We start from the raw sequence: 23,942 nt of genomic DNA, 5'->3' as shown, positions 1-23,942 counted from the left end.
GAACCGCCTGTGCCCCGCCGCCCGCATCGCAACTTGGATTGACCCGTTCTCAAACGGTCTGCTGAGTCGTTCAATGGCTCAAATGGTTTGTTAACGTTAAAAGCTCGGTAAGGTTAACGCGGGCACGGAAGCGCATCAAGCGGTCTTGCGGCGAATACCGATCGAACGGCCGGCGCGCTCGGGCATGGGCAGTGCAGAATGGGCGGCGCGCATGGCTTCCACCTTGGCCTGCACGTCGGCGGGGAAGGGCGCGACTTTCGGCCCGGACATGTCGACATGCAGCGACAGGGTTTCGGAGGTGGCGGCGAGCCAGCCGTCGACATGGCGGATTTCCTGATAGGCCCTGAGCCGCTTGTCGTCATGGTCGATCAGCTGGAACGAGACGACGACCTTATGCTCGAGATGCAGTTCCTGGACGTAGCAGACATGCACCTCGGCCGTGTAGATGGTCAGGCGCCGCTCCTTGACATAGTCCAGCCCCATGCCCATTGCCGCAAAGGCTTCATCCGAGCAGCGGTCGAACAGCACGTTGTAGTAGGCCATGTTGAGGTGGCCGTTATAGTCGATCCAGTCCTTCTCGATGTCCATCGGTTTGGAGACGTAGGGGGCAGGGATGGACATTGGAACTTCCTTGTTCTGGTGCTGGACCGAGTTCTGGTGCTGGACAGGCGGCGGTAGGTGAGACTACGCATCCATAATCGCATAACAAGCGTGGACGCTGGTCCATTCGCGGAGGAATTCATGGCTCTGAGCGACCTCAACCCGGTCGAACGCAACGAGGAAGGCATCGCCGCCGTGCTCGGCATCCTCAAGCAGCAGTTCGGCGAACGTTTCCAGACCGGCGCGGCGATCCGCTCGCAGCACGCGCATACCACTACGTATATTCCGACGCAGGCGCCTGACGGTGTCGCTTTCCCGGCGACGACAGAAGAGGTGCAGGAGATCGTGCGCGCCTGCGCCGCGCACCGCGTTCCTGTCATCGCCTTCGGTGTCGGTTCCTCGCTTGAGGGCCACACCAACGCGCCGGGCGGCGGCATCTCGGTCGACACCTCGCGCATGAACCGTATCCTGGCGGTCAACCCTGAGGATCTCGACTGCACGGTCGAGCCGGGTGTTACGCGGGAGGACCTGAACCGTCATTTGCGCGACACCGGCCTGTTCTTTCCGATCGATCCCGGCGCCAATGCGTCGCTGGGTGGCATGGCGGCGACCAGGGCGTCGGGCACCAATGCGGTGCGTTACGGCACGATGCGCGAGAATGTCTTGTCGCTGACAGCCGTGATGGCCGATGGCGAGACGGTGACCACCGGCAAGCGGGCGAAGAAGAGCTCTGCCGGCTACGACCTGACGCGGCTTCTGGTCGGCTCGGAAGGCACGCTCGGCATCATCACGTCGCTTACCTTGAAGCTGCAAGGCATTCCGCAGGCGATCTCCGGCGGCGTCTGTCCGTTTCCAAGTCTGGAGGCGGCCTGCAACGCGGTCATCGCGACCATCCAGATGGGCATTCCGGTGGCGCGCATCGAACTGGTCAACGCGCTGCAGATGCGGGCGATGAAGGATTATTCCAAGCTCGATTATCCCGAGAGCCCGTGCCTGTTCGTCGAATTCCACGGCAGCGATGCCGGCGTTGCCGAGCAGGCCGAAACCTTCGGCGCGATCGCCGAGGACAATGGCGGCGGACCGTTCCTGTGGACCAGCGTTGCCGAGGAACGGACGAAACTGTGGAAGGCCAGGCACGATGCCTACTGGGCGTCGCTGACGCTGCGTCCCGGCACCAAGGGCCTGTCGACCGATGTCTGCGTGCCGATCTCGCGGCTGGCCGAATGCGTTGCCGAAACCGAGGCCGATATTGCCGAAATGGGTCTGGTGGCGCCGATCGTCGGGCATGCCGGCGACGGCAATTTCCACGTGCTGGTGCTGATGGATGTCAACGACCCCAAGGAGATCGCGCTGGCGGAGAAATTCGTCTCGCGGCTCAACATGCGGGCGATCGCCATGGACGGCACCTGCACCGGCGAACACGGCATCGGCCAGGGCAAGATCGGCTTCCTGCGCCATGAGCTCGGCCATGGCGTCGATATCATGCGTTCGATCAAAAAAGCGCTCGATCCGCAAGACATAATGAACCCGGGCAAGATATTACCTGGATAGCCGAAATGTGACCGGGCGAGGGCGGCAATGCGGTACGGGACCAAGACTGTGGAGCCGCTGGTTATAAGGGCATCGCGCGGCAAGACATTGTTGATGCTGTCGGCCAGACTCGTCTTTGTCCTGGGCAGTGCTTTCATGATCTATGTCTCCAAGGACGACGACACCACCGTGCTTTGGTGGTGCATGGCATTCTTCGGGCCATGCGCGCTGGTGTTTGCCTGGCTGCTTGTGCGCCCACAGATGCTGGTGCTGAACGGACAAGGTTTTGTTCTCGGCGGCGGTCTCGTCCGATCGCCGAAACTGGTCCGCTGGCAAGACGTTGAAGGCTTCCACGTCTACAGCCTGCCCAAAGCCGGCGAGATGATCGGCTATAATTTCGCACCGGGCGTCAAGAAAAGCTTCGTCATGCGCAGCATCACCAAAAGCCTGGGGGCTGAAGCAGCATTGCCCAAGGGCTGGCCATTTTCCCCTGAGGAGATGGCCGTGCTGCTGAACGAATATCGCCGAAGGGCCATGACGCGGTAGTTTTGGCGCATAGGCTGGTACCCAGTTACAGGCGTCCGAAAATCTCCGCTCTTCCAGATACATCGGAGATCAAGCAACTCCGCATGAATTGCCTCTTTATCGACACGCTGATGCGGGTAGAGTGCGGCTGACTTTCAATCAACCCGTTCGGAGCTGATGCTCGCACGCCTGTTCGTGATCTTCGGTGGCTTGTTCGTGCTGGTGCTGCTTGCGGCGCTGGTGGTGCCGTATTTTATCGACTGGACCGGCTACCGCGCCGAGTTCGAACGCGAGGCGAGCGCCATTCTCGGCCGCAAGGTGACGGTGCAGGGCGACGCCACGGCAAGGCTGTTGCCGTTCCCCTCGGTGACGTTCTCCAACGTCACCGTCGCCGGCGGCCCCGGCGGCCAGCCGGCAATGACCGTCGAGACGTTTTCGATGGATGCGGAGCTGGCGCCCTTCCTGCGCGGCGAAGTGCTGATCTTCGACATGCGGCTCGTACACCCCAAGGCGACGATCGACATTGCCGATGACGGCACGGTCGACTGGGCGATGCGGCCGTCCTCGCCTTTCGACGTCAACCAGATCTCGATCGAGAAGCTGACGGTGACGGAGGGAGAGATTGCGCTCCGCCATGCCGCCGGCGGTCGCAGCCATCTGATTTCTCAGATCAATTCGACTATCTCTGCCAAGTCGCTGGCAGGGCCGTGGCGCATGGACGGGACGTTGCGGCTCGACGGCCTGCGCTCGACGGTCGTCGCTTCGACGGGGAAGGCCGAGGGCAATGGCCAGATGCGGCTGAGGCTCAAGGTCGATCCGGATGCCTATCCGCTGGTCGTCGAAACCGACGGCAATGCCGGCATCGTCAACGGGGCCGCCGTCTACTCCGGCCAGTTCAAGATTTCCGGTAACGACAAGAATTCAGCTGCGCTGCGCGGCACCGATGGCGAGAGCGTCAAGGTCAGCGCCGGCAAGCCCGATCCGGGGTTCAGGCTGAACGGCAAGTTCTCGCTCGATCACCAGAAGCTCGGCGTCGACGAATTCCGTTTCGAGACCGGGCCACTCGACAATCCCTACACCGCCGACGGCAAGGCTTCGGTCGATCTCGGCCTCAAGCCGAGCTTCGCCATCGAGGCCAATGGCGCGCAGGTGCAACTGGATGAGGCGGTCGGCGCTGAAAAGGGCGCCGGCTTGACACTGGACCAGCGCATTGCCGGGATCGAGCAGGCGCTGCTCGACCTGCCGAAGCCGACCATTCCCGGCACCGTCGAGGTCAAGCTGCCTGCGGTGGTGGCCGGCGACACCACGGTGCGCGACGTGCATCTCTCGGCCGAGCCGGTCGAGGGTGGCTGGTCGGTGAAGTCGATGGCTGCGACCTTGCCCGGGCGCACCACGCTGGAAGCCAGCGGCATGCTTAGCGTGCAAGACCATTTCGGCTTCACCGGTTCCATGCTTCTGGCGGTGGCGCAACCTTCCGGCTTTGCCGCCTGGCTGTCGAAGGATGTCGACGAGGCGATCCGCCGCCTGCCTGCCGCCGGCTTCAAGGCCAAGGTCGATCTGTCGGAGAAGCGCCAGTCGTTCAGCGATCTCGAACTGATCCTCGGCAAGGCAAAGTTTTCCGGCCGCATCGATTCCAGCCAGCCCGACGACGCCAAGCCGTCGGTGCTGATGCGGCTCACGGGCGGCGAACTCGATGTCGACGGGCTGACGGCGTTCGCCTCGATCTTCGTCAGCGACAAGGGCGCCAACCGCTTTTCCGACCGCGACCTCGATTTCCAGATCAAGGCTGGGCCGGTCAGCGCCGGCGGGCTGACCGCCGACACGGTCGATACCGCGCTCCGGCTGCGCGATGGGCTGCTCGAAATCGACCGGCTGTCGATTGGCGGCCTGGCCGGCGCGTCGATCAGCGCCACCGGCCGGATCAAGGATTTCCCGGCGAGCCCGACCGGCAAGCTCGACGCCTCGGTGGTCGCCGTCGATCTAAAGCCGCTGATCGACATCGCTGCGCAACACTACCCCGACAATGATGTGCTGAAGGGACTGGCAAGCCGCACTTCTGCCTATCCCGAGTTGTTCCAGGACGCGCGCGTCGATCTGGTGGCAAGTGCCGCCGACAATGGCGACGGCACGACAGGGCTGGCGGTGAGCGGGCAAGGCAAGGCCGGCGGTTCGGCCTTCTCGGCGTCGCTGTCGGGCAAGGGTGCTGTCGGCCGGCTGCTCGACGCGCCGGTGACGCTGACCTTCAATGCCAAAAACCCAGACGCCACCGCGCTGCTGGCGCTCTACGGAATGCCGGCGCTGCCGCTCGGTATGCTCGGCCAGGCAAGTACCGACATTTCGGCGAAAGGCACGCTTGGCGGCGGCCTGGCGACGAGCTTCAACCTCGCCGCCGATGATTTCAAGGCAACGTTCGACGGCACCGTTGCCGAAAGCCCGCAAGGCGCCACCGTCAAGGGCAAGATCGGCCTCGATGCCTCCGATATCGAGCCCTGGCTGATGACCACCGGCGTCGGCCTGCCGGGCATGGGCACCGGCACATCGACCTCGCTCAGCGCGGATGCCGATTTCGGCAGTGGCCTTCTGGTGTTGAGCAGCCTCAGCGGGTCCATCAACGAAGCGGCGGTGTCCGGTGACATCAATCTCGACGTGAAGCAGGGACTGCCGCACCTTGCCGGTGCGCTGGCGCTCGACGAACTCGACCTCGACCCGATGGCGGTGGCGCTGTTCGGCGACCAATCTTTCATCGCCAGCAACGGCAACTGGCCGACGGCGCCGTTCAGCCAGAAGTCCAGCCTGCCGTTCACCGCCGACCTGGATTTAACGACAGCCACGCTTGCCGTCGGACCGCTGGCGACAGCGTATGACGCTTCGCTGTCGCTAAAACTCGACCAGGAAGGCATCCGCGTTTCGGATCTGAAGGCAAAGCTGCTCGGCGGCGCACTCACCGGTCTGTTCGAATTGAAGAACACCGACGGCAACGGGCTGTTCTCCGGTCAGATGAGGCTTGCCGGCGCTGATCTCACGACTGTGCTGCCCAATGCTGGCCTGAGCGGCAGTGGCGATTTCTCGACTGGCCTGTCGACCACAGGCAAATCGGTCGACGCGATGATTGCCGCACTCTCCGGCTCCGGCACGGCGGCGCTGAAAGGGCTGACCATTGCCGGTGTCAATCCCGATGCCTTCGGCGCCTTGATCGCCAAGGCCGATACGATCGGGCGCGACATCGACTTGGCCAAGACCGCGGGCTTTGCGCCTGACATTGCCGGCGACGGCAATTTTGCCGCCGGTGATACCGACATCGCCTTTACGGTTGCCGGCGGTACGCTCAGGGCGCCGCCGGTCAAGCTGGAAAACGCTGGCGCGGCGTTGTCCGCCGACATCACGGCGGACCTGAACACCAGTACCGTCGCCGCCAGGGGTACGATCACCTACAAGCCCGGCGACCAGGCGCTGGTCGGTTCGGATCCCTCGGTCAATTTCAGCGTCGACGGGCCGTTCGGCGCGATGAAGAAGCTGTTCGACAGCGAGCCGCTGGCGCAGTTTTTGACGCAGCGCGCGCTGGAAAAAGAGCAGCAGCGGGTCGAGGCGATGCAGGCAGCACTGCTCGAGAAGCAGCGGCTGCGGCGCGAGGTGCGCTACTACGCTGCCCTGCAGACCGAACGCGACAACGCGGCTGAGGAATTGCGCAAGCAGGAGGAAGCGGCGCGGCTGAAAGCCGAGGCGGACGCCAAGGCGAAAGCAGAAGCCGACGCAAAGGCACAGGCCGAAGCCGATGCGAAGGCCAAGGCGGATGCGGAGGCAAAGGCAGCGGCTGATGCGAAAGCGCAGGCGGAAGCCGACGCCAAGGCCAAAGCGGATGCGGAGGCAAAGGCGGAAGCCGATGCGAAAGCGCAGGCGGAAGCCGATGCAAAGGCCAAGGCAGATGCGGATGCGAAGGCGCAGGCCGAGCAGCAGGCAGCCGAAGACGCCGCCAAGGCCGAAAACGAACGCAAGAAGGCTGAACAGGCGATGCGGATTGCGTCGCAGGAAAAGGCCAGGCTGGAGGCCGAACGCAAGGCCCAGGAGCAGGCGCCGAAAGTCGACCGCTCACTGCCCGGCGTCAATGACGGTTCGGCCCCGGCACCGCCAAAGCCCAAGATAAATCCGTTCTCGGTCGACAATCTTCTGAAGTCGCTGGGCAACTAGGACGATGTTTCCGGACTTCAAGGCAGAGCTTCAGCGCGTCGTCTTGCCCATCCTCGCGACCGGGGAGCAAGGACTGTTCGAGCCGATCGGCACGGGTTTCGTGGTGGGCGCATTCGGGCGACAGGCGCTTGTTCTCTCAGCTGCCCACAACTTCGATCATATCCGGCGCCTCGATAGACCGCACATTCGGCATCACCCGTCCACACCATTCTTTGTGGAAGAGACCGACGTGACGCTTAGCCGTACGACTATGAGGATGGCCTTCTGGGATGGTGATCGAGGAGTCTTCCTGGCTTCAGTTGACAAGGTTTGGATCAGTAACCCCCTCGACATAGCCGTTTGCTCGGTGCGGCTTGGTGAGGACACTCCGCTTGAAGTCGCCTTTCAAACCAGACTGGCTATTGACACGGCACCTCCCAGCGTCGGTGACCAAATAGCTGCTGTAGGATACGCGGATATGGAGGCTGTGCCGATGGGCGAGGCTGCCGCCTATCCATATGTCGTTCGGATGGAGCAGCGACTCGATTGGCGCGAAGGTGCTATAACCGAAGTGTTCAATCGAACGGGGCCGCGGGGCCAGCCGTGGCCATCCTTCCAGTGCGATGTTGGCTTTGATTCCGGCATGAGTGGAGGACCGATTATTGCCAAGAAACACGGAGAGGTACTAGTTGCGTGCGGCGTGATCAGCACCGACTCTTCACTGGACAGTGAGCGGATGAGGCAGGGTTCGGGACTCGATGCTATCGCTGCGATGCTTTGGCCGGCTATGGTAACCAGCATTCCGATTGAGACAGAGAGCGGGCCGTCTGTCGTTTCACTAATGGAATTACAGCGACAAGGCTTCGTGGATGACCGGGGTGATGCGGCTCGACATATAATCTTCGATCGAGACGCTCAGGGTGAGATAACGACAGTCAGGTGGGCTGCCCTCGAATTGTAAATTTGTAACAAATGTTTGGATCTAAATAGAATTCGCCTTCTTTAAGATTGGGCAATTCACACGGCATTGCTGCCGTGCTTCGCCCAGTCCAGCACATGCAGCCGGAGCGCCGAGGACAAATTGGCGTCGCGCGGCCTTGTCTCGTCGATTTCGGCGACCAGCGCGGCGAGCGTCAGCTTGCGCGCCGCGGCGATGGCGACGAGATCGTCGTAAAAGGGTTTTTCCAGGGAATAGCTGGTGCGGTGGCCGCGGATCGTCACGGAGCGTTTTTCGACCGGGCTCACCGCAGGCTGTCCATCAATCGCCTTGATCTTCAGGGCGTTCGCGTCGATGGCCGGCAACGAAATTCTCGGCCTTATCTGATGTCAGCCGGTCGCGGGTTTTTTCGGCTTTGGAACGGCCGTGCAGAGCGCGGTTCTCGCCGGCGAGCTTTTCCTTATCGGTGCGCGCCTTCTGCTTGCGGACCTGGCGAAGGTTGACGATTTCGCCCATGTCGCGCTGTCCGCTACTTCTTGCGGAAGGCGTCGAGCGACACGACGTCGGCGCCCTTGCCGGCGGCGGCGTCAGCCACGGCGGGCTTTTTCTCGGCTTCGGCCGCAGTGGCCTTCTTCTCGGCCTTCGGCTTTTTCTCGGAGACGATGGCCAAAGGCTCGGGAGCCGGCTGTGCCGGCGCTTCGTCTTCCGAGGGAATGTCGGTCTTGACGTCGAATTCGAGTTCGAAATTGACCGACGGATCGTAGAAGCCGCGCACGGCCGAGAACGGGATTTCGAGTTTCTCCGGAACGTCGGAGAAGGACAGGCCTACCTCGAAGCCGGTGTCGGTCACCTTGAGGTCCCAATACTGGAACTGGATGACGATGGTCATCTGTTCGGGATAGCGCTCGCGCAGCCTGGACGACACGCGCACGCCCGGCGCGCCGGTCAAAAAAGTGATGAAGAAATGATGATTGCCGGGAAGGCCGGTGCGCGCGACTTCGGCCAGCACCTTGCGCATGACTCCGCGCAACGCCTCCTGGGCCAGAATGTCGTAGCGGATGTGGTCGTCGGCCATGTGCTGGTCGGGTTCCGTTGAATCGTCCGCATAGCTGTAATCAAGCTTGAGGGCGGCGTAAACCGCATATAGATCGCTGATGCGCCTAAGCGAGGCCCGTCACGGACGATTTGATCGCCGACTTTAGATTCGTTCAGGCGCTGGCCAACTGCTTTTCCACCGCCGCTGCGGATCTGCGCTTGCCAAAGGCGCGCAGGAAGGTGCGCACGCCGTGGGTGGCGGATTGCAGCACTTCATCTTCCGACGGCATGCCGCCGAGCATGAAGGTGGTCTGCAGTTCGGCGTTGGCCAGCGCCAGGAACTGGCGCGCGGCGACGTCGGGGTCGTCGACCGCGAGGTGGCCGGCATGGGCGAGGCGGGCGAAACGGGCGGCAAGTGCGGGCCAGGTCCGCCCCGGACCCTGGTCGCGCCATTCGGCGAATAGATCGGGATAGCGCTCGCCTTCGGTCTGGATCAGCTTGCGCAGGAAGCGTCCGTCGCGATTGCAGATGCAATTCTGGTTCATGCGCACGGCAAAGCCGATCAAATCGGCCTCCAGATCCCTGGGCTGGTCGGGGAAGCTGGCGAAGGTGGCGAAGATGCCGGCATTGCAGCGCTCGGTCAGGTCGCGCACCACGGCCATGAAAAGCTTTTCCTTGTCGCGGTGGTGATTGTAGATGGTCTGGCGCGAGACGCCGGCCTCCGCCGCGATCAGGTCGATATTGGCGCCGGCAAAGCCTTCGCGGCAAAACACCGAGGCCGCCGCATCGATGATCGACATACGCTTGGCCTCGTGGCCGCGTGGCGGGAAAATGTCAGGAGAAACGGCAGGCTTCATAAAAATATATATAGAGGTGATTGACGAATTAGACAAGACTGTCTAAATTTGTGGACATAAGAAAACGGAAATTTGCTCCGAGGGGACGAATGAATTCGCCCCGGGATGTCGGATTTCCACGGGATGGAACGTCCTGGGGTTAGACGTCGCTTGCCGGCGGCAACCAGATTCGAAAGAAGCCTTTATCATGAGTCCCAAATTCCTCCGCATCGCGGTCGTGCTCGGGTTGTTGTCCGCCATCGGCCCTTTCGCTATCGACATGTATCTGCCCGCGCTGCCTTCGATCGGCGAGGATTTGCATGCCGGCACCGCCGCCGTGCAGATGAGCCTGCTGATTTTCTTCCTGTCGATGGGCTTCGGCCAGATCGTCGTCGGGCCGATCTCCGACATGGTTGGCCGCAAGCTGCCGCTCTATGGCGGCTTGGCGCTGTTCATGGTCGGCGGCATCGGTTCGGCAATGGCGCCGACCATCGAATGGCTGATCGCCTTTCGCTTCCTGCAAGGCCTCGGCGCCAGCGCCGGCATGGCGGTGCCGCGCGCCATCGTGCGCGACCTGCACACCGGCACTGAAGCTGCCAAGCTGATGTCGCTGTTGATGCTGGTGTTTTCGGTGTCACCGATCCTGGCGCCGCTGACCGGCAGCCAGATCATCGAGAATTTCGGCTGGCGCACGGTGTTCTGGACGGTGACGGGCGCGGCCCTGCTGGCGACCATTCTTTTGGCGACCTCGCTCAAGGAGACGCGGCCGGCCGAAGAGCGCGTCGGTTCCTCCTTTGGCACCGCACTCGCCGGCTACCGCTTCCTGATGGGCGACCGCAACTATCTCGGCTTGGTGGCGATCGCCGGCTTCGGCATTGCCAGCTTCTTCGTTTACCTCTCGAGCTCGTCCTTCATCCTGATCGACCATTACGGGCTGTCGCCTTCGGTCTACAGCGTGTTCTTCTCGATCAATGCGGTGGCCTTCATCGGCATGTCGCAGCTGACGGGAATGCTGTCCGAGCGGTTCGGCCTGAAGCGCGTCGTCTGGGTTGCGGTGACCGGTTACGCCACGACGATGGTGGTGCTGTTTGCGATCATGGCGACCGGCGTCGACAGGCTCGGCGTTATGGCGGCGCTGCTCTTCGTCGGCTACGGCTTCCTCGGCCTGGTCATCCCGACCACGTCCGTGCTGGCCATGGAAGAGCATGGCCAAATCGCCGGCACCGCCTCGGCACTGATGGGCACGCTGCACTTTGCCATCGGCGCGCTGGCCATGGGTGTCGCCGGCATCTTCTTCGACGGCACGCCGCTGCCGATGGTGGCCGGCATTACGCTGTGCGCCGTGATCTCCTTCACGCTGGCCAAGCTGACGCTCGGCCGCACGCGCGAAGCGGCGGAAGCACCGGCGGAGTAAGCAAACGACACTCAATGAAAAGGCCGGATCAGCCCGGCCTTTTTCATGTCTGGGATAATCCGGCCTCAGTCAGCGCGAGCTCGAGTCGTGTTTCGACCGGCGCCCGCGGCAGGTCGAGCAACTCATATCCCAATTCGTCGTAAACGCCGACCAGCGAATGGTAGGTACGTTCGCGGCTGCGCTTGGGCGCATGTCTAGGGGAGGGAGAAGTGGAGGTTTCTGTTGCCAGGTACCTCCGAACCCCGCCTAGAAGTGCGAACCTCTAGGGCTTGATTTGAAGCGTTCGCACTGCATTAAGCAGCGAGACGAGCTTCCGCATAGTTGTCGTTGGCAACTATAAGTTTAGCCCGATGACGGTGGTACAATGCCGGGCAAAAGTACGATCTTTACACCTTCGTCGATCCTATTTCGCCCCCAGCAAAAACCGCTTCGTCGTCAAAGCGGCTTTTGGTGGAGGCGCCGGGTACCGCCCCCGGGTCCGAACGGCTTATTTCATCGCCCATTTATCGCCATAGTCGGTCAAGCCGACAAAACGAATATAGGGGGTCGTCGCACGAAATGAAAGGCCGCAATCGCGCTTCTTCCCAGAGCCAAACTGTGACGCCGAGGGTTGACTTGGACACGGTCTCAACCGAAGCTTTGCGCCGGTGAGGAGTATCGACCTAGCGCACAGGTTGCGTAGCGCGCCACAGCCCTCATCGACCGGATCCGTGGCGCCGACGAGGGGAAGTCTGATGGCCGACTATCTTGCGGATGTGAAGAAATACGACGCTGGCGCCAGCGTCGATGCGGTCGAAAAGATCGTCAAACATCTCGGTATTGCGCTGAGGAACCGCGATTCCTCGCTGGTATCGTGTACCGACCCCAAAGAACTCGATCGCGTGAAGACCAACTGGGTCGCCAAGAAGCTCGGCGTCGCCGACGGCGCAAAGGCGGATGCATCCATCGAAAAGACCTGCAAGGCGATGGCTGCCGACAACACCAAGAGCCGCGTGACCTTTTACTATCTCGTCGCCAAGGATCTGGGCAAGCTGGGTTCTTTGTAGAGATTATCTCTGACAGGCAGAGCGCGTTTGATGTGCTCCTCACTGGACGTCAGCGCCGCCCCTCATTGCCCTGCCGGGCATTTCTCCCCGTATAGTGACGGGGAGAAAGGGCTGACCGCAGTCTTGGCACTCTTTCGTGAACGCTTGTGATTGGCGAAACCATCGGCGACAGCGCCCCTCTCCCCGTCACTATACGGGGAGAGGATGCCGGCAGGCAGGTGAGGGGCAGCGCCAACCCTTGAAAGAGTGATGGGACAAGCCGCGTCTGCTGCCTTTTGATGTGTTCGGCGGCCCGCCAGTCGGCTATTATCACGAAACCCCGAATCGAGGCGAAGCCGATGCGCCAATATCTCGACCTTTTGCAGCATGTCCTGGACAATGGCGCCGATCGCGGCGACCGCACCGGCACCGGCACGCGTGGGGTGTTCGGCTACCAGATGCGCTTCGACCTAGCGCGCGGCTTTCCCGTCACCACGACCAAGAAGCTGCATTTGAAGTCGATCATCCATGAACTCCTGTGGTTCTTGGCCGGCGACACCAACATAAAATACCTTAACGACCATGGCGTTTCGATCTGGGACGAGTGGGCCGACGAGAATGGCGATCTCGGCCCGGTCTATGGCAAACAATGGCGCTCCTGGCCGGATGGCCATGGCGGATCGATCGACCAGATTGCCAATCTTCTCAAGGAGATACGCAAGAATCCGAATTCGCGCCGGCTGATCGTTTCGGCGTGGAACCCGGCCGAGGTCGAGGCCATGGCGTTGCCGCCCTGCCACTGCCTGTTCCAATTCTACGTCTCGGAGGGCAAGCTGTCCTGCCAGCTCTACCAGCGCTCGGCCGACATCTTCCTCGGCGTGCCCTTCAACATCGCCTCCTATGCGCTGCTGACCCTGATGGTGGCGCAGGTCACCGGGCTGAAACCTGGCGATTTCGTCCACACGCTGGGCGACGCGCATCTCTACTCCAACCATTTCGAGCAGGCGCGCGAGCAGTTGCGGCGCACGCCCAAGGCGCTGCCGACGCTGTGGATCAACCCGGAGGTGAAGGACCTGTTTGCCTTCCGCTTCGAGGATTTCCGGCTGGAGAACTATTTTGCTGACGCCACGATCAAGGCGCCGATCGCGGTCTGATCCGCCGTTCCTTCAGTCGATACCGACCATGACATCCGATGCCTTGATCACGGCATAGCCCTGGTTGCCTTTTTCGAGCATGAGATCGGCGACGGCCTCGTTGGTGATCGAAGCGGTGACGACCGAGCCGCCGACGTCGATGCGAACATGCGAGGTGGTGGCGCCCTTGACGATCTCGGTGACCGTTCACTTGAGGATCTTGCGTGCGCTGATTTTCATGGGGCTTCCTTTGCAAGGTTCTGTTCCCGTCAAAACCAGAACAATCGATGCCGAACAGACGCTTTCGACGGCTGCGGCCTTCCCTTGTTATATTCATCCGGATATATCGATCGACAGGCGTCGAGCCGAGCGGATTCAAACCTAGGGAGAGTTTTCATGTTGACGCACAGAGGTTTTGGATTGAGGGCGATCACGGTCGGCGGCTTTGCCGCGGCGCTGATGGCCGCGATGCCGGCCGCGCATGCGGAGGACAAGGTGATCGTGTTCGCGGCGGCCAGCCTCAAGGACGGGCTCGATGCGGTGAACAAGGTCTGCGAAGCCGATGTCGGCGAGGCCGCGACTATCTCCTACGCCGCGAGCTCCGCACTGGCCAAGCAGATTGAGGGCGGGGCGCCGGCCGATGTCTTCATCTCGGCCGATCTCGACTGGATGAAGTATCTTTCCGACAAGAAACTGACCAAGCCGGACACCGAGGTGAAGCTGCTCGGCAACCAGATCGTGCTGGTGGCGCCGAAGGATTCGATGGTTGAAACCAAGATCGAGAAGGGCTTTGACCTCGCTAAACTGGTCGGCGACGGCAAGCTCGCCATGGGCGACTTCAAGGCGGTGCCGGCCGGCAAATACGGCAAGGCGGCACTTGAATCGCTTGGCGTCTGGTCGTCGGTCGAAGGCAAGGTGGCGCAGGCCGAGAATGTGCGCGCCGCATTGAAGCTGGTTTCGATGGGTGAAGCACCGCTCGGCATCGTCTATGCGACCGATGCGCATGCAGACAAGGGCGTCAAGGTGGTCGGCACCTTCCCGGAGGATTCGCATCCGCCGATCATCTATCCGGTTGCCCAGATCGCTGATTCAAAGGACAAGGATACGCCGGCCTTCCTGAAGTGCCTGCAGTCCGCCAAGGCGGCGGAGCTGTTTAGGGATCAAGGTTTCACCGTGCTTACGCCGAGCAATTAAGGTAGCGCCTGACGCATGAACTGGCTGCTGGACCTCACTCCCGACGAATGGAATGCGGTCCGGCTGTCGATCAAGGTGGCGACGGTGGCGATGCTGTTCAGCCTGCCGCCGGGCATCGCGATTGCGCTCTTGCTTGCCCGCGGAAAATTCTGGGGCAAGACGCTGCTCAACGGCGTGGTGCATCTGCCTCTGATCCTGCCGCCAGTGGTGACCGGCTATCTCTTGCTGCTCACCTTCGGTCGTCGCGGGCCGGCCGGTGCATTCCTGGCTGAGCATTTCTGCATCGTCTTCTCGTTTCGCTGGACGGGCGCGGCTCTCGCCTGCGGCATCATGGGCTTCCCCCTGATGGTGCGGGCGATCCGGCTGTCGATTGAGGCCGTCGACCGCAAGATGGAAGCCGCCGCAGGCACGCTCGGCGCGAATCCGCTGTTTGTGTTCGCCACGATCACGCTGCCTCTGATCCTGCCCGGGCTGATCGCCGGCTCGATCCTGTCCTTCGCCAAGGCGATGGGCGAGTTCGGCGCCACCATCACCTTCGTCTCCAACATTCCCAACGAGACGCAGACGCTGCCTTCGGCGATCTACACTTTTACGCAAGTGCCGGGCGGCGATGATGGGGCGCTACGACTGACGCTGATCTCCATCGTCATTTCGATGGCGGCCCTGGTTGCCTCGGAAGTGCTGGCGCGGCGCGTTGGCCGGCGGATGGACATCGAATGAGCGTCCTTGTCGACATCAGCCATCGTCTCGGTGAGTTCGCCATCGACGCCCGTTTCGACAGCGCCGGGCGGCTGACGGCGCTGTTCGGGCCCTCAGGCTCCGGAAAGACGACGTTGATCAACATGATCGCCGGCCTGATCCGGCCCGACGAGGGACGCATCGCGGTCGACGGTCGTGTGCTGGTCGACACCAGCGCCGGCATTTTCGTGCCGAAGCACAAGCGCCGCATCGGCATGGTGTTCCAGGATGCGCGGCTGTTCCCGCATATGAGCGTGGCCGGCAATCTGCGCTATGGCCGCTGGTTTACGCCGGCGGCGGAGCGCTATGCCAATATGGACGCTGTGGTCGACCTGCTTGGCATCGGCCACCTGCTTGATCGGCGGCCGGCAAAGCTTTCCGGCGGCGAGAAGCAGCGGGTGGCGATCGGCCGGGCGCTGCTGGCCAGCCCGAAACTGCTGTTGATGGACGAGCCGCTGGCCTCGCTCGACGATGCGCGCAAGGCTGAAATCCTGCCCTATATCGAGCGGCTGCGCGACGAGACCAAGCTGCCGATCGTCTATGTCAGCCACTCCGTCGCCGAGGTGGCGCGGCTGGCGAGCGACGTGGTGGTGATGGCGCAAGGCAAGGTCGCTGCCTCAGGCCCGACCGGCGCGATCATGCAACGGCTCGATTTGTTGCCGGCGGAAGAGCGCGGCGAGGGCGGCGCGGTGCTGGACACCAAAGTGCTGCGCCACGACGAGGCGTTCGGCATGAGCGTGCTCGGTTCGGCGGCGGGCGAAATCCGCGTGCCACGGCTGGCTATATCGGTCGGTGCGCCGGTGCGCATTCGCATCCGCGCCCGCGACGTGATGGTCGCCACAGAACAGCCGACAGGCCTCAGCGCGCTCAACATCCTGCCGGGCATCATCGTCGCGGTAAGTCCAGGTGAGGGGCCAACGGTCGAGGTTGGCATCGACTGCAACGGCGCAACCGTGCTTGCCCGCATCACCGAGCAGTCGCGACACGCGCTGAGCCTCCAGTTGGGGAGCAAGGTGTTCGCGGTGGTCAAGACGGTGAGCTTCGACAGGGCCAATACCGGCGCCGGGCTTCCAGCCGAAGCGGATGGCTGATAGCCGCTATATCGTTTTGGAATAGCGCTGTGGGTCGAGAGAGGCTAATGTGACCGTGGAGGACACGACATGCCGTCGCTGAGCTTGCGGATAAATCTCGATCCGGACGGGCGCATCGGTCCGGGCAAGATCGAGCTTTTGGAGCAGATCGCCACCTTCGGCTCGATCTCGGCCGCGGCGCGCGGCATGGAGATGTCCTACAAGCACGCCTGGGATCTGGTCGAGGACATGAACCGCGTGTTCGGCAAGCCGCTGGTCGCAGCGCAGACCGGCGGCCGCAAGGGCGGCGGCGCGCAGCTGACCTCGGTCGGCCTGGCGGTGGTCAGCCGCTTCCGTGCCATCGAGCGGGCGGCGGCCGCGGCGGCGGCCACGCACATGGAGGCGTTGCAGGCGGAGATTGATGCTGGATAGGGCAGTAGAGCAGTAGAGCAGTAGGCTTAATCGTCTTCTCCTGCCTTGCGCAGCAGATAGGTGTCCATGATCCAGCCCTTCTTCCGGCGGGCTTGTTCACGGATTTTCTCGATCTCCTCGCCGACATCACCTAGGCGGCCGGAGAGAGTGATTTCGTCGGGTGTGCCGAGATAGGCGCCCCAATGGATGATCAGATCCTTGTCGGTCAGCGTGTTGAAGGCGCATTTGCCGTCGAGCATGACCACCGCACTGCCGGCATTTTGCGGCATGCCTTGCTCGGTCAGGCGGCGGCCGGTGGTGATCAGCACGGGGTCGCCGATACGGTTCAGCGCCATTTTGTGGCTGGCGGCGAGCGCCTGGACGGCAGTGATGCCGGGAATGACCTCCAACTCGAACCCGACATTGCCTCTGAGCCACACCCGCTCGAGGATACGCAGCGCGCTATCGTAAAGAGAAGGGTCGCCCCAGATCAAGAAAGCGCCGCAGCCGTTCTCGGCAAGCTCGTCGCGGATCAGGCCTTCGTAGATTTCGGCGATTGCCTCGTGCCAGTCGTCGACGGTCGAGCGGTAGGACGGCGCCGGCTCGGCGCGCACCGGCACGTCGAATTCGACACGGCGTGATTTCGGGTTTTTGACGAAACGGTCGCAGATATGCCGGCGCAGTTCGGCAAGATCGTTCTTTTTCGCGCCCTTGTCGGGAATAAACAGGACGTCCGCCCGGTTCAGGCCATCAATCGCCTGCACGGTCATATGATCGGGATTGCCGGCGCCGATGCCGATGACGAGAAGCTTGCGCATGACGCGAACTCCTGCCCGATCGAAACCTGTTAGTCCAGACCGCCGATTGACGTGTCCAGACACTGTGACGTCCTGCTGGGAGACGGAAGGGCGTTTGAAACGCACATTGAAACGGTAGAGCCGGCTGACTTCAGGTCTGTCAGACCTGAAGCCTGAATCCGCCTCTAATTTAATGGATAGAGCATGATGTCGTCCGAAAACCGCTTCACACTTTTCGGCATCATGCTCTAGGGTCTCGGGCATTCTTGGCGAGGGGCTTCGATGTTGCGATATGTTCTGACTGTAGCGCTGGCGCTTTCAGCCACGCCCGCACTGGCCAATGATTCGACCGCCGAACTCGGCACCGGTGGCCTGATCCTGTCACGCAGCGATGCGGTGGCGATGCAAAGCGAGGATCTCACCATCTCGCCGGAAAAGGTAACGGTCGACTATGTTTTCCACAACAACACCGACAAGGATGTAAATGCCATCATCGCCTTCCCGTTGCCCGACATCGAAGGCGATCCAGAGGAAATGCCGGCCATCCCGGAAAACCAGAGCGACAATTTCCTCGGCTTCGAGGTGACGATCGATGGCGAGCCGGTAAAGCCGCAGCTCGAGCAGAAAGTGTTCGCTGTCGGCGTCGATATCGGCGCCGATCTGAAGGCGCAGAACGTGCCGTTCAATCCATTCGGCGATGCGGCCAAGGCGGCCTTGGCGAAGCTGCCGAAAGCGGTCGCCGAGGATTGGGAGAACCGCGGCATCATCATCGAGGATACGGGCAGCGACGGTACTGAGGCGAACAAGGTCTATACACCGTGGTGGCAGTTGCGCTCGACCTATTGGTGGCGCTCGACATTTCCGGCCAACAAGGATGTCCATGTCTCGCACCGCTACAAGCCCAGCGTCGGCGGGACGTCATCGGTCAGCTTCTTCTATGACGGCCAGTTCCAGGGCAGCCAGTATGCTACCTACAAGACTCGCTACTGCATGGACAACAATTTCGAGAATGCGGTGCGCAAGGCGGCCAAGGACGATCCGGACGGTTATCCCAAATACTATGAGCAACGCATCGCCTATATCCTGACCACCGGTGGAAACTGGGCGAACGGCAGCATCGGCAAGTTCAAGTTGACCGTCGACAAGGGCAATCCGAAAGCGCTGATTTCGTTCTGCGGCGACAATGTCAAAAAGGTCGGGCCGACGACCTTCGAGATGACGGCGAAGGATTTCTATCCCGAGCGCGATATCGACATATTGCGTTTGGAGCCGTCTGATGACGGCGCTGGGGAAGCCAACTGATGGACGTCGCGATCTATGTCGCCATCGCCGAGAACGGCGTGATCGGGCGCGACGGCGGCCTTCCGTGGCGGCTGTCCACCGATCTCAAGCGGTTCAAGGCCGACACTATGGGCAAGCCCGTCATCATGGGCCGTAAGACCTATGAGGGCATCGGCCGGCCGCTGCCGGGCAGATTGAACATCGTGGTGACCCGCGACAAGGCCTGGCGCGCCGAGGGCGTTGAAACAGCAAATTCATTGGAAGCCGCGATCCAGCTGGCCACCGTGCGTGGGCGTTGCATGAGCGGTGTCGACGAAATCTGTGTCATCGGCGGCGGCGAGATCTATGCGCAGGCGCTGCCGCTCGCCGACCGCTTGCATGTCACCCATGTGCTGGCCAAGGTCGACGGTGATGCGCATTTCCCTGACATCGATCCGGGCAGCTGGCAAATTGTGCGTTCGGAGGATTTTCCGGCCGGTGAAAAGGACAGCCACGCGACGCGCTACACGGTTTACGAGCGCAGCCGACCAGTGACACAGGTGTCCTCATGACGGATAACAAGCATCAGCCGCTCGGTGCCTTCATGGATTTACTAAGCGCGGAGATACGCTCGCATATGGGAAATGAACCCGCGCGTGAAGCTGCGCACCAGAGGATCTTCGGCAACACCGCGCTTGAGGCGCCGCGGGCAAGCGGTGAGCGACCCCAGCGTCAGCCGGCTTGTCGCCACCTTCCGGCATGCTTTGCCGAGCTTGAAACGATCGGCGGCAATCTCGGCAAGCTCGCCGCCGCGCTGCGCGAGATCGAGCCGCATCTCAGCTGGAACAATCAAAGCGAGCGTCGCAAGTCGGCGGTGCTGGCCGAGAATTACGCCGATTCCTTCATTGTCGGCCCGGGCGGTTTCGTCCCGAGCGGTCAAATCGAGATCGGAGTGTCGGTCATGGCGCCGCACACGACATATCCAGATCATCGGCATCCGCCGGAAGAGCTTTACCTCGTCCTGTCGCAGGGTGAGTGGCGGCAGAATGCCGAGGCGTGGCATGAACCCGGGGTTGGCGGGGTCGTCTACAATCCACCTGACATTGTTCATGCCATGCGCGCGGATGCCAAGCCGCTTTTTGCCATTTGGTGCCTGCCCCTCGACAACACGCCGCATTGATAGGGCAACTTATTGGAATTTGCTGCTTGCAGCGGCCCAAATCGGACGGTGCAGTGTCGGATCGCGTTGAAAGCGCATCGCGGCGTCCCTATAGAAGAACAACTGGATTTTGCGCCGCAAGGCCGGCGCTGAGGGAATTCCAAGCGAAAGGACATTCATGCCCTGGAACGACAAGAGCGGTGGCGGCGGCGGCCCATGGGGCGGCGGCGGCAACAATCAGGGACCCTGGGGGCAGGGACCAAAGGGGCCTGGCGGCCCGCAAGGGTCACCTCCCGATCTCGAGGACATCATCCGCCGCGGCCAGGACCGGCTGCGGCGCGCGCTGCCCGGTGGCGGCGGCGCCAGCCCGGCCGTCTTTGCGCTGATCGCAGCGGCACTGGTCGTGCTGTGGGCGTTCAAAGCGGTCTATACCGTGCAGCCGGACGAGGTTGCGGTCGAGTTGCGCTTCGGCAAGCCGAAGCCGGAATTGTCGCAGCCGGGTCTGCATTTCCATTGGTGGCCCGTTGAAACCGTCGAGACGGCCAACATCGCCGAGCAGCTCGTCGATATCGGCGGCGGCGGCGCGACGAGCGGCAACACTTCCGGGCTGATGCTTACCGGCGACCAGAATATCGTCAACGTCCAGTTCTCGGTGGCCTACCAGGTCTCCGATCCAAGGGCCTATCTGTTCGACGTCTCCGACCCGGAAGGCATGCTGCAACAGGTCGCTGAAAGCGCCATGCGTGAAGCAGTCGGCCGGCGACCCGCCCAGGACATTTTCCGCGACGATCGCCAGGGCATCGCCGCATCGGTGCGCGAAATCATCCAGACGACGCTGGACGGCTACAAGGCCGGCCTGAACGTCAACGCGGTTTCGATCGAGGACGCGGCGCCGCCGCGTGAAGTGGCGGACGCGTTCGACGAAGTGCAGCGCGCCGAACAGGACGAGGACAAGTTCGTCGAGCAAGCCAACCAGTATTCCAACCAGAAGCTCGGCCAGGCGCGCGGCGAGGCGGCACAGGTCCGTGAAGACGCGGCGGCCTACAAGAACCGTGTCGTGCAGGAGGCCGAAGGCGAGGCGCAGCGCTTCATCTCGGTCTATGACGAATACGCCAAGGCCCCGGATGTGACGCGCAAGCGCCTCTATCTGGAAACGATGGAGAAGGTCCTGAAAGACTCCAGCAAGGTCATCGTCGAACAGGGCAATGGGCAAGGGGTCGTCCCCTATCTGCCGCTGCCGGCACTGCAGCCGAAGGCCCCGGCGCCCGCGCCCCTTGGCGCCACGACCGGAGGAGCCCAGTGATGGCCAATCGTCTTCCCATCCTCGCCGTCATCGCGGCCGTGCTTCTGTTCCTGATCTACTCCTCGGTCTTCGTGGTCAACGCGCGCCAGCAGGCACTCGTGCTGCGGTTCGGCGAGATCGTCGACGTCAAGAATGAACCCGGCATCTATTTCAAGGCGCCTTTCGCCTTCTTCGATGCCGACAGTGTGCAATTGATCGAAAACAGGGTGCTGCGCTTCGATCTCGACAATATCCGCGTCCAGGTTTCGGGCGGCAAGTTCTATGAGGTTGACGCTTTCATCGCTTACCGCATCTCGGATCCGCGCGTGTTCCGCTCCGCCGTGTCCGGTCAGATCACACTGGCCGAAGCCCGACTGAGGACGCGTCTCGACGCAGCGTTGCGCCGTGTCTACGGTCTGCGCGACTTCGAAGCGGCGCTCTCGGAAGAGCGGGCCGTGATGATGCGCGAAGTGCGCGATCAGCTTCGGCCGGACGCGACGTCGCTCGGCCTGCAGATCGAGGATGTGCGCATCCGCCGGACCGACCTGACGGCTGAGGTTTCGCAGCAGACCTTCGACCGCATGAAGGCCGAACGTCTGGCGGAGGCCGAACGGCTGAGAGCGCGCGGCAAAGAGGCCGCGCAGCGCATCACCGCACGCGCCGACCGCGAAGTGGTGGAAATCGTCGCCGAAGCGCGCAAGGAATCGGAAATCCTGCGCGGTGAGGGCGAGGCCCAGCGCAGCGCGACCTTCGCCGATGCCTACAAACGCGATCCGGCCTTCTTCGACTTCTACCGGTCGATGAATGCCTATGGCACGGCGCTGGACAATTCCGGGACGACGATGGTGCTGTCGCCGAACTCGGAGTTCTTCCGCTTCTTCCGCAATCCGGATGGCACGGACGCGAAGCCGGCGGCACCTGCCGCGCCGGCAGCGCAACCTGCACCCGCCCAGTAGGGCGGTGCAGGATTTTCTTGCGGCCATAGGCCTGGTCCTTGTCGTCGAGGGCCTGGTCTATGGCGGTTTCCCCGGCCTTGCCAAACGCCTTGCTGGGGAAGTGCTGTCGATGCCTGAAAATGCGCTGCGCATCGTCGGGCTGGCGGCGATCGCCATCGGCGTCGGGATTGTCTGGCTGGTGCGTGGCTGAGGATCGCTGATATCAGGTGTAACGGAGGATTTATCCTCCTCATGTGGCCATAGCCGCAGATGTGCCGTATTTCTTGCCAACATGACGCGACGCGGCGTTTTGCCGAAGCGCTTTTTCTTTTCAGCAATTCCGGGAGGCTCTCGATGACATCCAACACCCTTCTGCGCGCGGCGAGGCGGACGTTCATCGCAGGTGCTGCGGCACTTATGGTCGGCGCGCTTGCCGTTCCGGCTTTCGTGACGCCGACGGTGGCTGCGGACGGACCGGCTTCGGTTGCCGATCTCGCCGAAGGCCTGCTCGGCGCGGTGGTCAACATCTCGACCTCGCAGACCGTGAAGGGCACGGAAGGTCCGGGCGCGGTGCCGATGCCGCAACTGCCGGAGGGCTCGCCGTTCCAGGATTTCTTCGACGATTTCTTCAAGAACCGTGGCGGCGACAAGGATGGCGGCTCGCAAAAGGTGCAGTCGCTGGGCTCCGGCTTCGTCGTCGATGCCGAGCAGGGCATTGTCGTGACCAATAATCACGTGATTGCCGATGCCGACGACATCGAGGTGAATTTCTCCGATGGCGTGACGCTGAAGGCGACGCTGGTCGGCACCGACACCAAGACCGACGTCGCGGTGCTCAAGGTCGACCCGAAGGGCCACAAGCTGACCGCGGTGAAGTTCGGCGATTCCAACAAGATGCGCGTCGGCGACTGGGTGATGGCGATCGGCAATCCGTTCGGCCTCGGCGGCACGGTGACGGTCGGCATCGTCTCGGCCCGCAACCGCGACATCAATTCCGGCCCCTATGACGACTTCATCCAGACCGACGCCGCCATCAACCGCGGCAATTCCGGCGGACCGTTGTTCAACAGCGTGGGTGAAGTCATCGGCATCAATACCGCGATCATCTCGCCGTCGGGCGGTTCGATCGGCATCGGCTTCTCCATCCCCTCGCAGATCGCCTCGGGCGTCGTCGACCAGTTGCGCCAGTTCGGCGAAACCCGCCGCGGCTGGCTCGGCGTGCGCATCCAGCCGGTGACCGACGACATCGCCGAAAGCCTCGGCATGGCGACCGCCAAGGGCGCGCTGGTTGCCGGCGTCATCAAGGGCGGACCGGTCGACAACGGAACAATTCTCGCCGGCGACGTCATCATCAAGTTCGACGGCAAGGACATTCATGAAATGCGCGACCTGCCGCGCGTCGTGGCGGAAAGCCCGGTCGGCAAGGCGGTCGACGTGATCATCGTGCGCAAGGGCGTCGAGCAGACGGTGAAGGTGACGCTCGGCCGGCTCGAGGACGGCGAGAAGCTCGCCAGCGGCGAAGACGGCACGACCGACGAGGACAAGGGCGGCGACAAGGCGCCGGCGGTGTCGACAGCTTCGGTGCTCGGCATGACCGTCGGCGAACTCAACGACGAGACGCGGACCAAGTTCGGCATCGCGGCCGATGTGTCGGGCGTCGTCATCACCGACGTTACCAAGGACTCGCCTGCGGCCGAGCGCGGTATCCAGGCCGGCGAGGTGATCACCGAGATCGCCCAGGAATCGGTCGCGACCCCGAAGGACGTCATGGACCGGATCGGCGCGCTGAAGGAACAGGGGCGCAAGAATGCGCTCTTGATGCTGGCGTCCAAGACCGGCGAGTTGCGGTTTGTCACGATCCGGATGGATTGAGTCCGGTCAGGCCTGCAACGATCTG

The 23,942-nt window shown here is 62.5% G+C and carries 26 protein-coding genes and 1 other RNA gene; 19 read left to right on the top strand and 8 right to left on the bottom strand.

Annotation, left to right across the window (positions count from 1 at the left end; translation table 11 throughout):
- Positions 1 to 135: 135 nt before the first annotated feature.
- A complete protein-coding gene (locus tag AC1D1L_RS18210; RefSeq protein WP_112560425.1) occupies positions 136 to 621 on the bottom strand; it encodes a thioesterase family protein in 486 nt (161 codons plus the stop codon).
- 120 nt (positions 622 to 741) lie between these two features.
- Between AC1D1L_RS18210 and AC1D1L_RS18205 the strand changes: the two genes are divergently transcribed.
- From AC1D1L_RS18205 to AC1D1L_RS18190, 4 genes are all read left to right on the top strand, one after another.
- Entirely contained in the window at positions 742 to 2,151 is a 1,410-nt protein-coding gene (locus AC1D1L_RS18205) for an FAD-binding oxidoreductase (protein ID WP_477342876.1), read from the top strand.
- Positions 2,152 to 2,178: 27 nt separating this feature from the next.
- Complete coding sequence (locus AC1D1L_RS18200) at positions 2,179 to 2,676, top strand: hypothetical protein (RefSeq protein WP_477342875.1); 498 nt, start codon at positions 2,179 to 2,181, stop codon at positions 2,674 to 2,676.
- Positions 2,677 to 2,832: 156 nt separating this feature from the next.
- Positions 2,833 to 6,840, top strand: a complete 4,008-nt coding sequence (locus tag AC1D1L_RS18195) for an AsmA family protein (RefSeq protein WP_477342874.1) — start codon at positions 2,833 to 2,835, stop codon at positions 6,838 to 6,840.
- 4 nt (positions 6,841 to 6,844) lie between these two features.
- Complete coding sequence (locus AC1D1L_RS18190; protein ID WP_477342873.1) at positions 6,845 to 7,780, top strand: trypsin-like peptidase domain-containing protein; 936 nt, start codon at positions 6,845 to 6,847, stop codon at positions 7,778 to 7,780.
- A gap of 56 nt (positions 7,781 to 7,836) precedes the next feature.
- Here the strand turns inward: AC1D1L_RS18190 and AC1D1L_RS18185 are convergent, their stop codons facing one another.
- From AC1D1L_RS18185 to AC1D1L_RS18170, 4 genes are all read right to left on the bottom strand, one after another.
- Positions 7,837 to 8,064, bottom strand: coding sequence for a ribbon-helix-helix domain-containing protein (locus AC1D1L_RS18185; RefSeq protein ID WP_477342872.1), 228 nt, complete (start codon positions 8,062 to 8,064; stop codon positions 7,837 to 7,839).
- Positions 8,065 to 8,077: 13 nt separating this feature from the next.
- Positions 8,078 to 8,272 (bottom strand): DUF4169 family protein, encoded by a 195-nt coding sequence (locus AC1D1L_RS18180; RefSeq protein WP_477342871.1) that lies wholly within the window; start codon positions 8,270 to 8,272, stop codon positions 8,078 to 8,080.
- 13 nt (positions 8,273 to 8,285) lie between these two features.
- The gene (locus AC1D1L_RS18175) at positions 8,286 to 8,831 is read right to left on the bottom strand and encodes an SspB family protein (protein ID WP_112560431.1); all 546 of its coding nucleotides are present in this window, start codon (positions 8,829 to 8,831) and stop codon (positions 8,286 to 8,288) included.
- 133 nt (positions 8,832 to 8,964) lie between these two features.
- Positions 8,965 to 9,648 carry a TetR/AcrR family transcriptional regulator gene (locus tag AC1D1L_RS18170; RefSeq protein WP_477342870.1) on the bottom strand — a complete coding sequence of 228 codons (684 nt, stop codon included), beginning with the start codon at positions 9,646 to 9,648 and terminating at the stop codon, positions 8,965 to 8,967.
- A 187-nt stretch (positions 9,649 to 9,835) separates the two neighbouring features.
- Here AC1D1L_RS18170 and AC1D1L_RS18165 point away from each other — a divergent pair, with 187 nt between their 5' ends.
- Positions 9,836 to 11,041, top strand: a complete 1,206-nt coding sequence (locus AC1D1L_RS18165) for a multidrug effflux MFS transporter (RefSeq protein ID WP_477342869.1) — start codon at positions 9,836 to 9,838, stop codon at positions 11,039 to 11,041.
- A gap of 208 nt (positions 11,042 to 11,249) precedes the next feature.
- Here the strand turns inward: AC1D1L_RS18165 and ssrA are convergent.
- Positions 11,250 to 11,609, bottom strand: a transfer-messenger RNA (tmRNA) gene (ssrA, locus tag AC1D1L_RS18160).
- A gap of 166 nt (positions 11,610 to 11,775) precedes the next feature.
- Here ssrA and AC1D1L_RS18155 point away from each other — a divergent pair.
- On the top strand, positions 11,776 to 12,087 hold the full coding sequence (locus AC1D1L_RS18155; RefSeq protein WP_477342868.1) for a DUF2853 family protein: 312 nt from the start codon (positions 11,776 to 11,778) through the stop codon (positions 12,085 to 12,087).
- 338 nt (positions 12,088 to 12,425) lie between these two features.
- Entirely contained in the window at positions 12,426 to 13,220 is a 795-nt protein-coding gene (locus AC1D1L_RS18150) for a thymidylate synthase (RefSeq protein ID WP_477342867.1), read from the top strand.
- 12 nt (positions 13,221 to 13,232) lie between these two features.
- Here the strand turns inward: AC1D1L_RS18150 and AC1D1L_RS18145 are convergent, their stop codons facing one another.
- A complete protein-coding gene (locus AC1D1L_RS18145; protein WP_477343114.1) occupies positions 13,233 to 13,394 on the bottom strand; it encodes a TOBE domain-containing protein in 162 nt (53 codons plus the stop codon).
- Here AC1D1L_RS18145 and AC1D1L_RS18140 point away from each other — a divergent pair.
- From AC1D1L_RS18140 to AC1D1L_RS18120, 5 genes are all read left to right on the top strand, one after another.
- Positions 13,321 to 13,584, top strand: coding sequence for a hypothetical protein (locus tag AC1D1L_RS18140; protein WP_477342866.1), 264 nt, complete (start codon positions 13,321 to 13,323; stop codon positions 13,582 to 13,584). The genes AC1D1L_RS18145 and AC1D1L_RS18140 overlap by 74 nt on opposite strands.
- An 11-nt stretch (positions 13,585 to 13,595) precedes the next feature.
- On the top strand, positions 13,596 to 14,393 hold the full coding sequence (gene modA, locus AC1D1L_RS18135; RefSeq protein WP_477342865.1) for a molybdate ABC transporter substrate-binding protein: 798 nt from the start codon (positions 13,596 to 13,598) through the stop codon (positions 14,391 to 14,393).
- Positions 14,394 to 14,408: 15 nt separating this feature from the next.
- Complete coding sequence (modB, locus tag AC1D1L_RS18130; protein WP_477342864.1) at positions 14,409 to 15,113, top strand: molybdate ABC transporter permease subunit; 705 nt, start codon at positions 14,409 to 14,411, stop codon at positions 15,111 to 15,113.
- Entirely contained in the window at positions 15,110 to 16,222 is a 1,113-nt protein-coding gene (gene modC / locus AC1D1L_RS18125; protein ID WP_477342863.1) for a molybdenum ABC transporter ATP-binding protein, read from the top strand. Before modB ends, modC begins: the two co-directional genes overlap by 4 nt.
- A 69-nt stretch (positions 16,223 to 16,291) precedes the next feature.
- Positions 16,292 to 16,633, top strand: a complete 342-nt coding sequence (locus AC1D1L_RS18120) for a winged helix-turn-helix domain-containing protein (protein WP_112560439.1) — start codon at positions 16,292 to 16,294, stop codon at positions 16,631 to 16,633.
- 26 nt (positions 16,634 to 16,659) lie between these two features.
- On the opposite strand, the gene cobF is transcribed toward AC1D1L_RS18120, so the two are convergent.
- Positions 16,660 to 17,430 carry a precorrin-6A synthase (deacetylating) gene (gene cobF / locus AC1D1L_RS18115; protein WP_477342862.1) on the bottom strand — a complete coding sequence of 257 codons (771 nt, stop codon included), beginning with the start codon at positions 17,428 to 17,430 and terminating at the stop codon, positions 16,660 to 16,662.
- Positions 17,431 to 17,691: 261 nt separating this feature from the next.
- On the opposite strand from cobF, the gene AC1D1L_RS18110 reads away from it, so the two are divergent.
- From AC1D1L_RS18110 to AC1D1L_RS18080, 7 genes are all read left to right on the top strand, one after another.
- Positions 17,692 to 18,711 (top strand): DUF4424 domain-containing protein, encoded by a 1,020-nt coding sequence (locus AC1D1L_RS18110; RefSeq protein WP_477342861.1) that lies wholly within the window; start codon positions 17,692 to 17,694, stop codon positions 18,709 to 18,711.
- On the top strand, positions 18,711 to 19,241 hold the full coding sequence (locus AC1D1L_RS18105; RefSeq protein ID WP_477342860.1) for a dihydrofolate reductase: 531 nt from the start codon (positions 18,711 to 18,713) through the stop codon (positions 19,239 to 19,241). Before AC1D1L_RS18110 ends, AC1D1L_RS18105 begins: the two co-directional genes overlap by 1 nt.
- Positions 19,242 to 19,306: 65 nt before the next feature.
- Complete coding sequence (locus AC1D1L_RS18100; RefSeq protein ID WP_477342859.1) at positions 19,307 to 19,849, top strand: dimethylsulfonioproprionate lyase family protein; 543 nt, start codon at positions 19,307 to 19,309, stop codon at positions 19,847 to 19,849.
- A 157-nt stretch (positions 19,850 to 20,006) separates the two neighbouring features.
- On the top strand, positions 20,007 to 21,131 hold the full coding sequence (gene hflK / locus AC1D1L_RS18095) for an FtsH protease activity modulator HflK (protein WP_477342858.1): 1,125 nt from the start codon (positions 20,007 to 20,009) through the stop codon (positions 21,129 to 21,131).
- Positions 21,131 to 22,066: a protease modulator HflC gene (gene hflC / locus AC1D1L_RS18090; RefSeq protein ID WP_477342857.1), complete on the top strand. Its 936-nt coding sequence runs from the start codon at positions 21,131 to 21,133 to the stop codon at positions 22,064 to 22,066. Before hflK ends, hflC begins: the two co-directional genes overlap by 1 nt.
- A gap of 4 nt (positions 22,067 to 22,070) precedes the next feature.
- Positions 22,071 to 22,256 carry a DUF2065 domain-containing protein gene (locus tag AC1D1L_RS18085; RefSeq protein WP_112560446.1) on the top strand — a complete coding sequence of 62 codons (186 nt, stop codon included), beginning with the start codon at positions 22,071 to 22,073 and terminating at the stop codon, positions 22,254 to 22,256.
- A gap of 143 nt (positions 22,257 to 22,399) precedes the next feature.
- Entirely contained in the window at positions 22,400 to 23,917 is a 1,518-nt protein-coding gene (locus tag AC1D1L_RS18080; protein ID WP_477342856.1) for a DegQ family serine endoprotease, read from the top strand.
- Positions 23,918 to 23,942 lie beyond the last annotated feature (25 nt).

It is taken from the genome of Mesorhizobium sp. P2_D6 (assembly GCF_056404315.1).
This window is presented reverse-complemented; position numbering and strand designations above follow the sequence as displayed.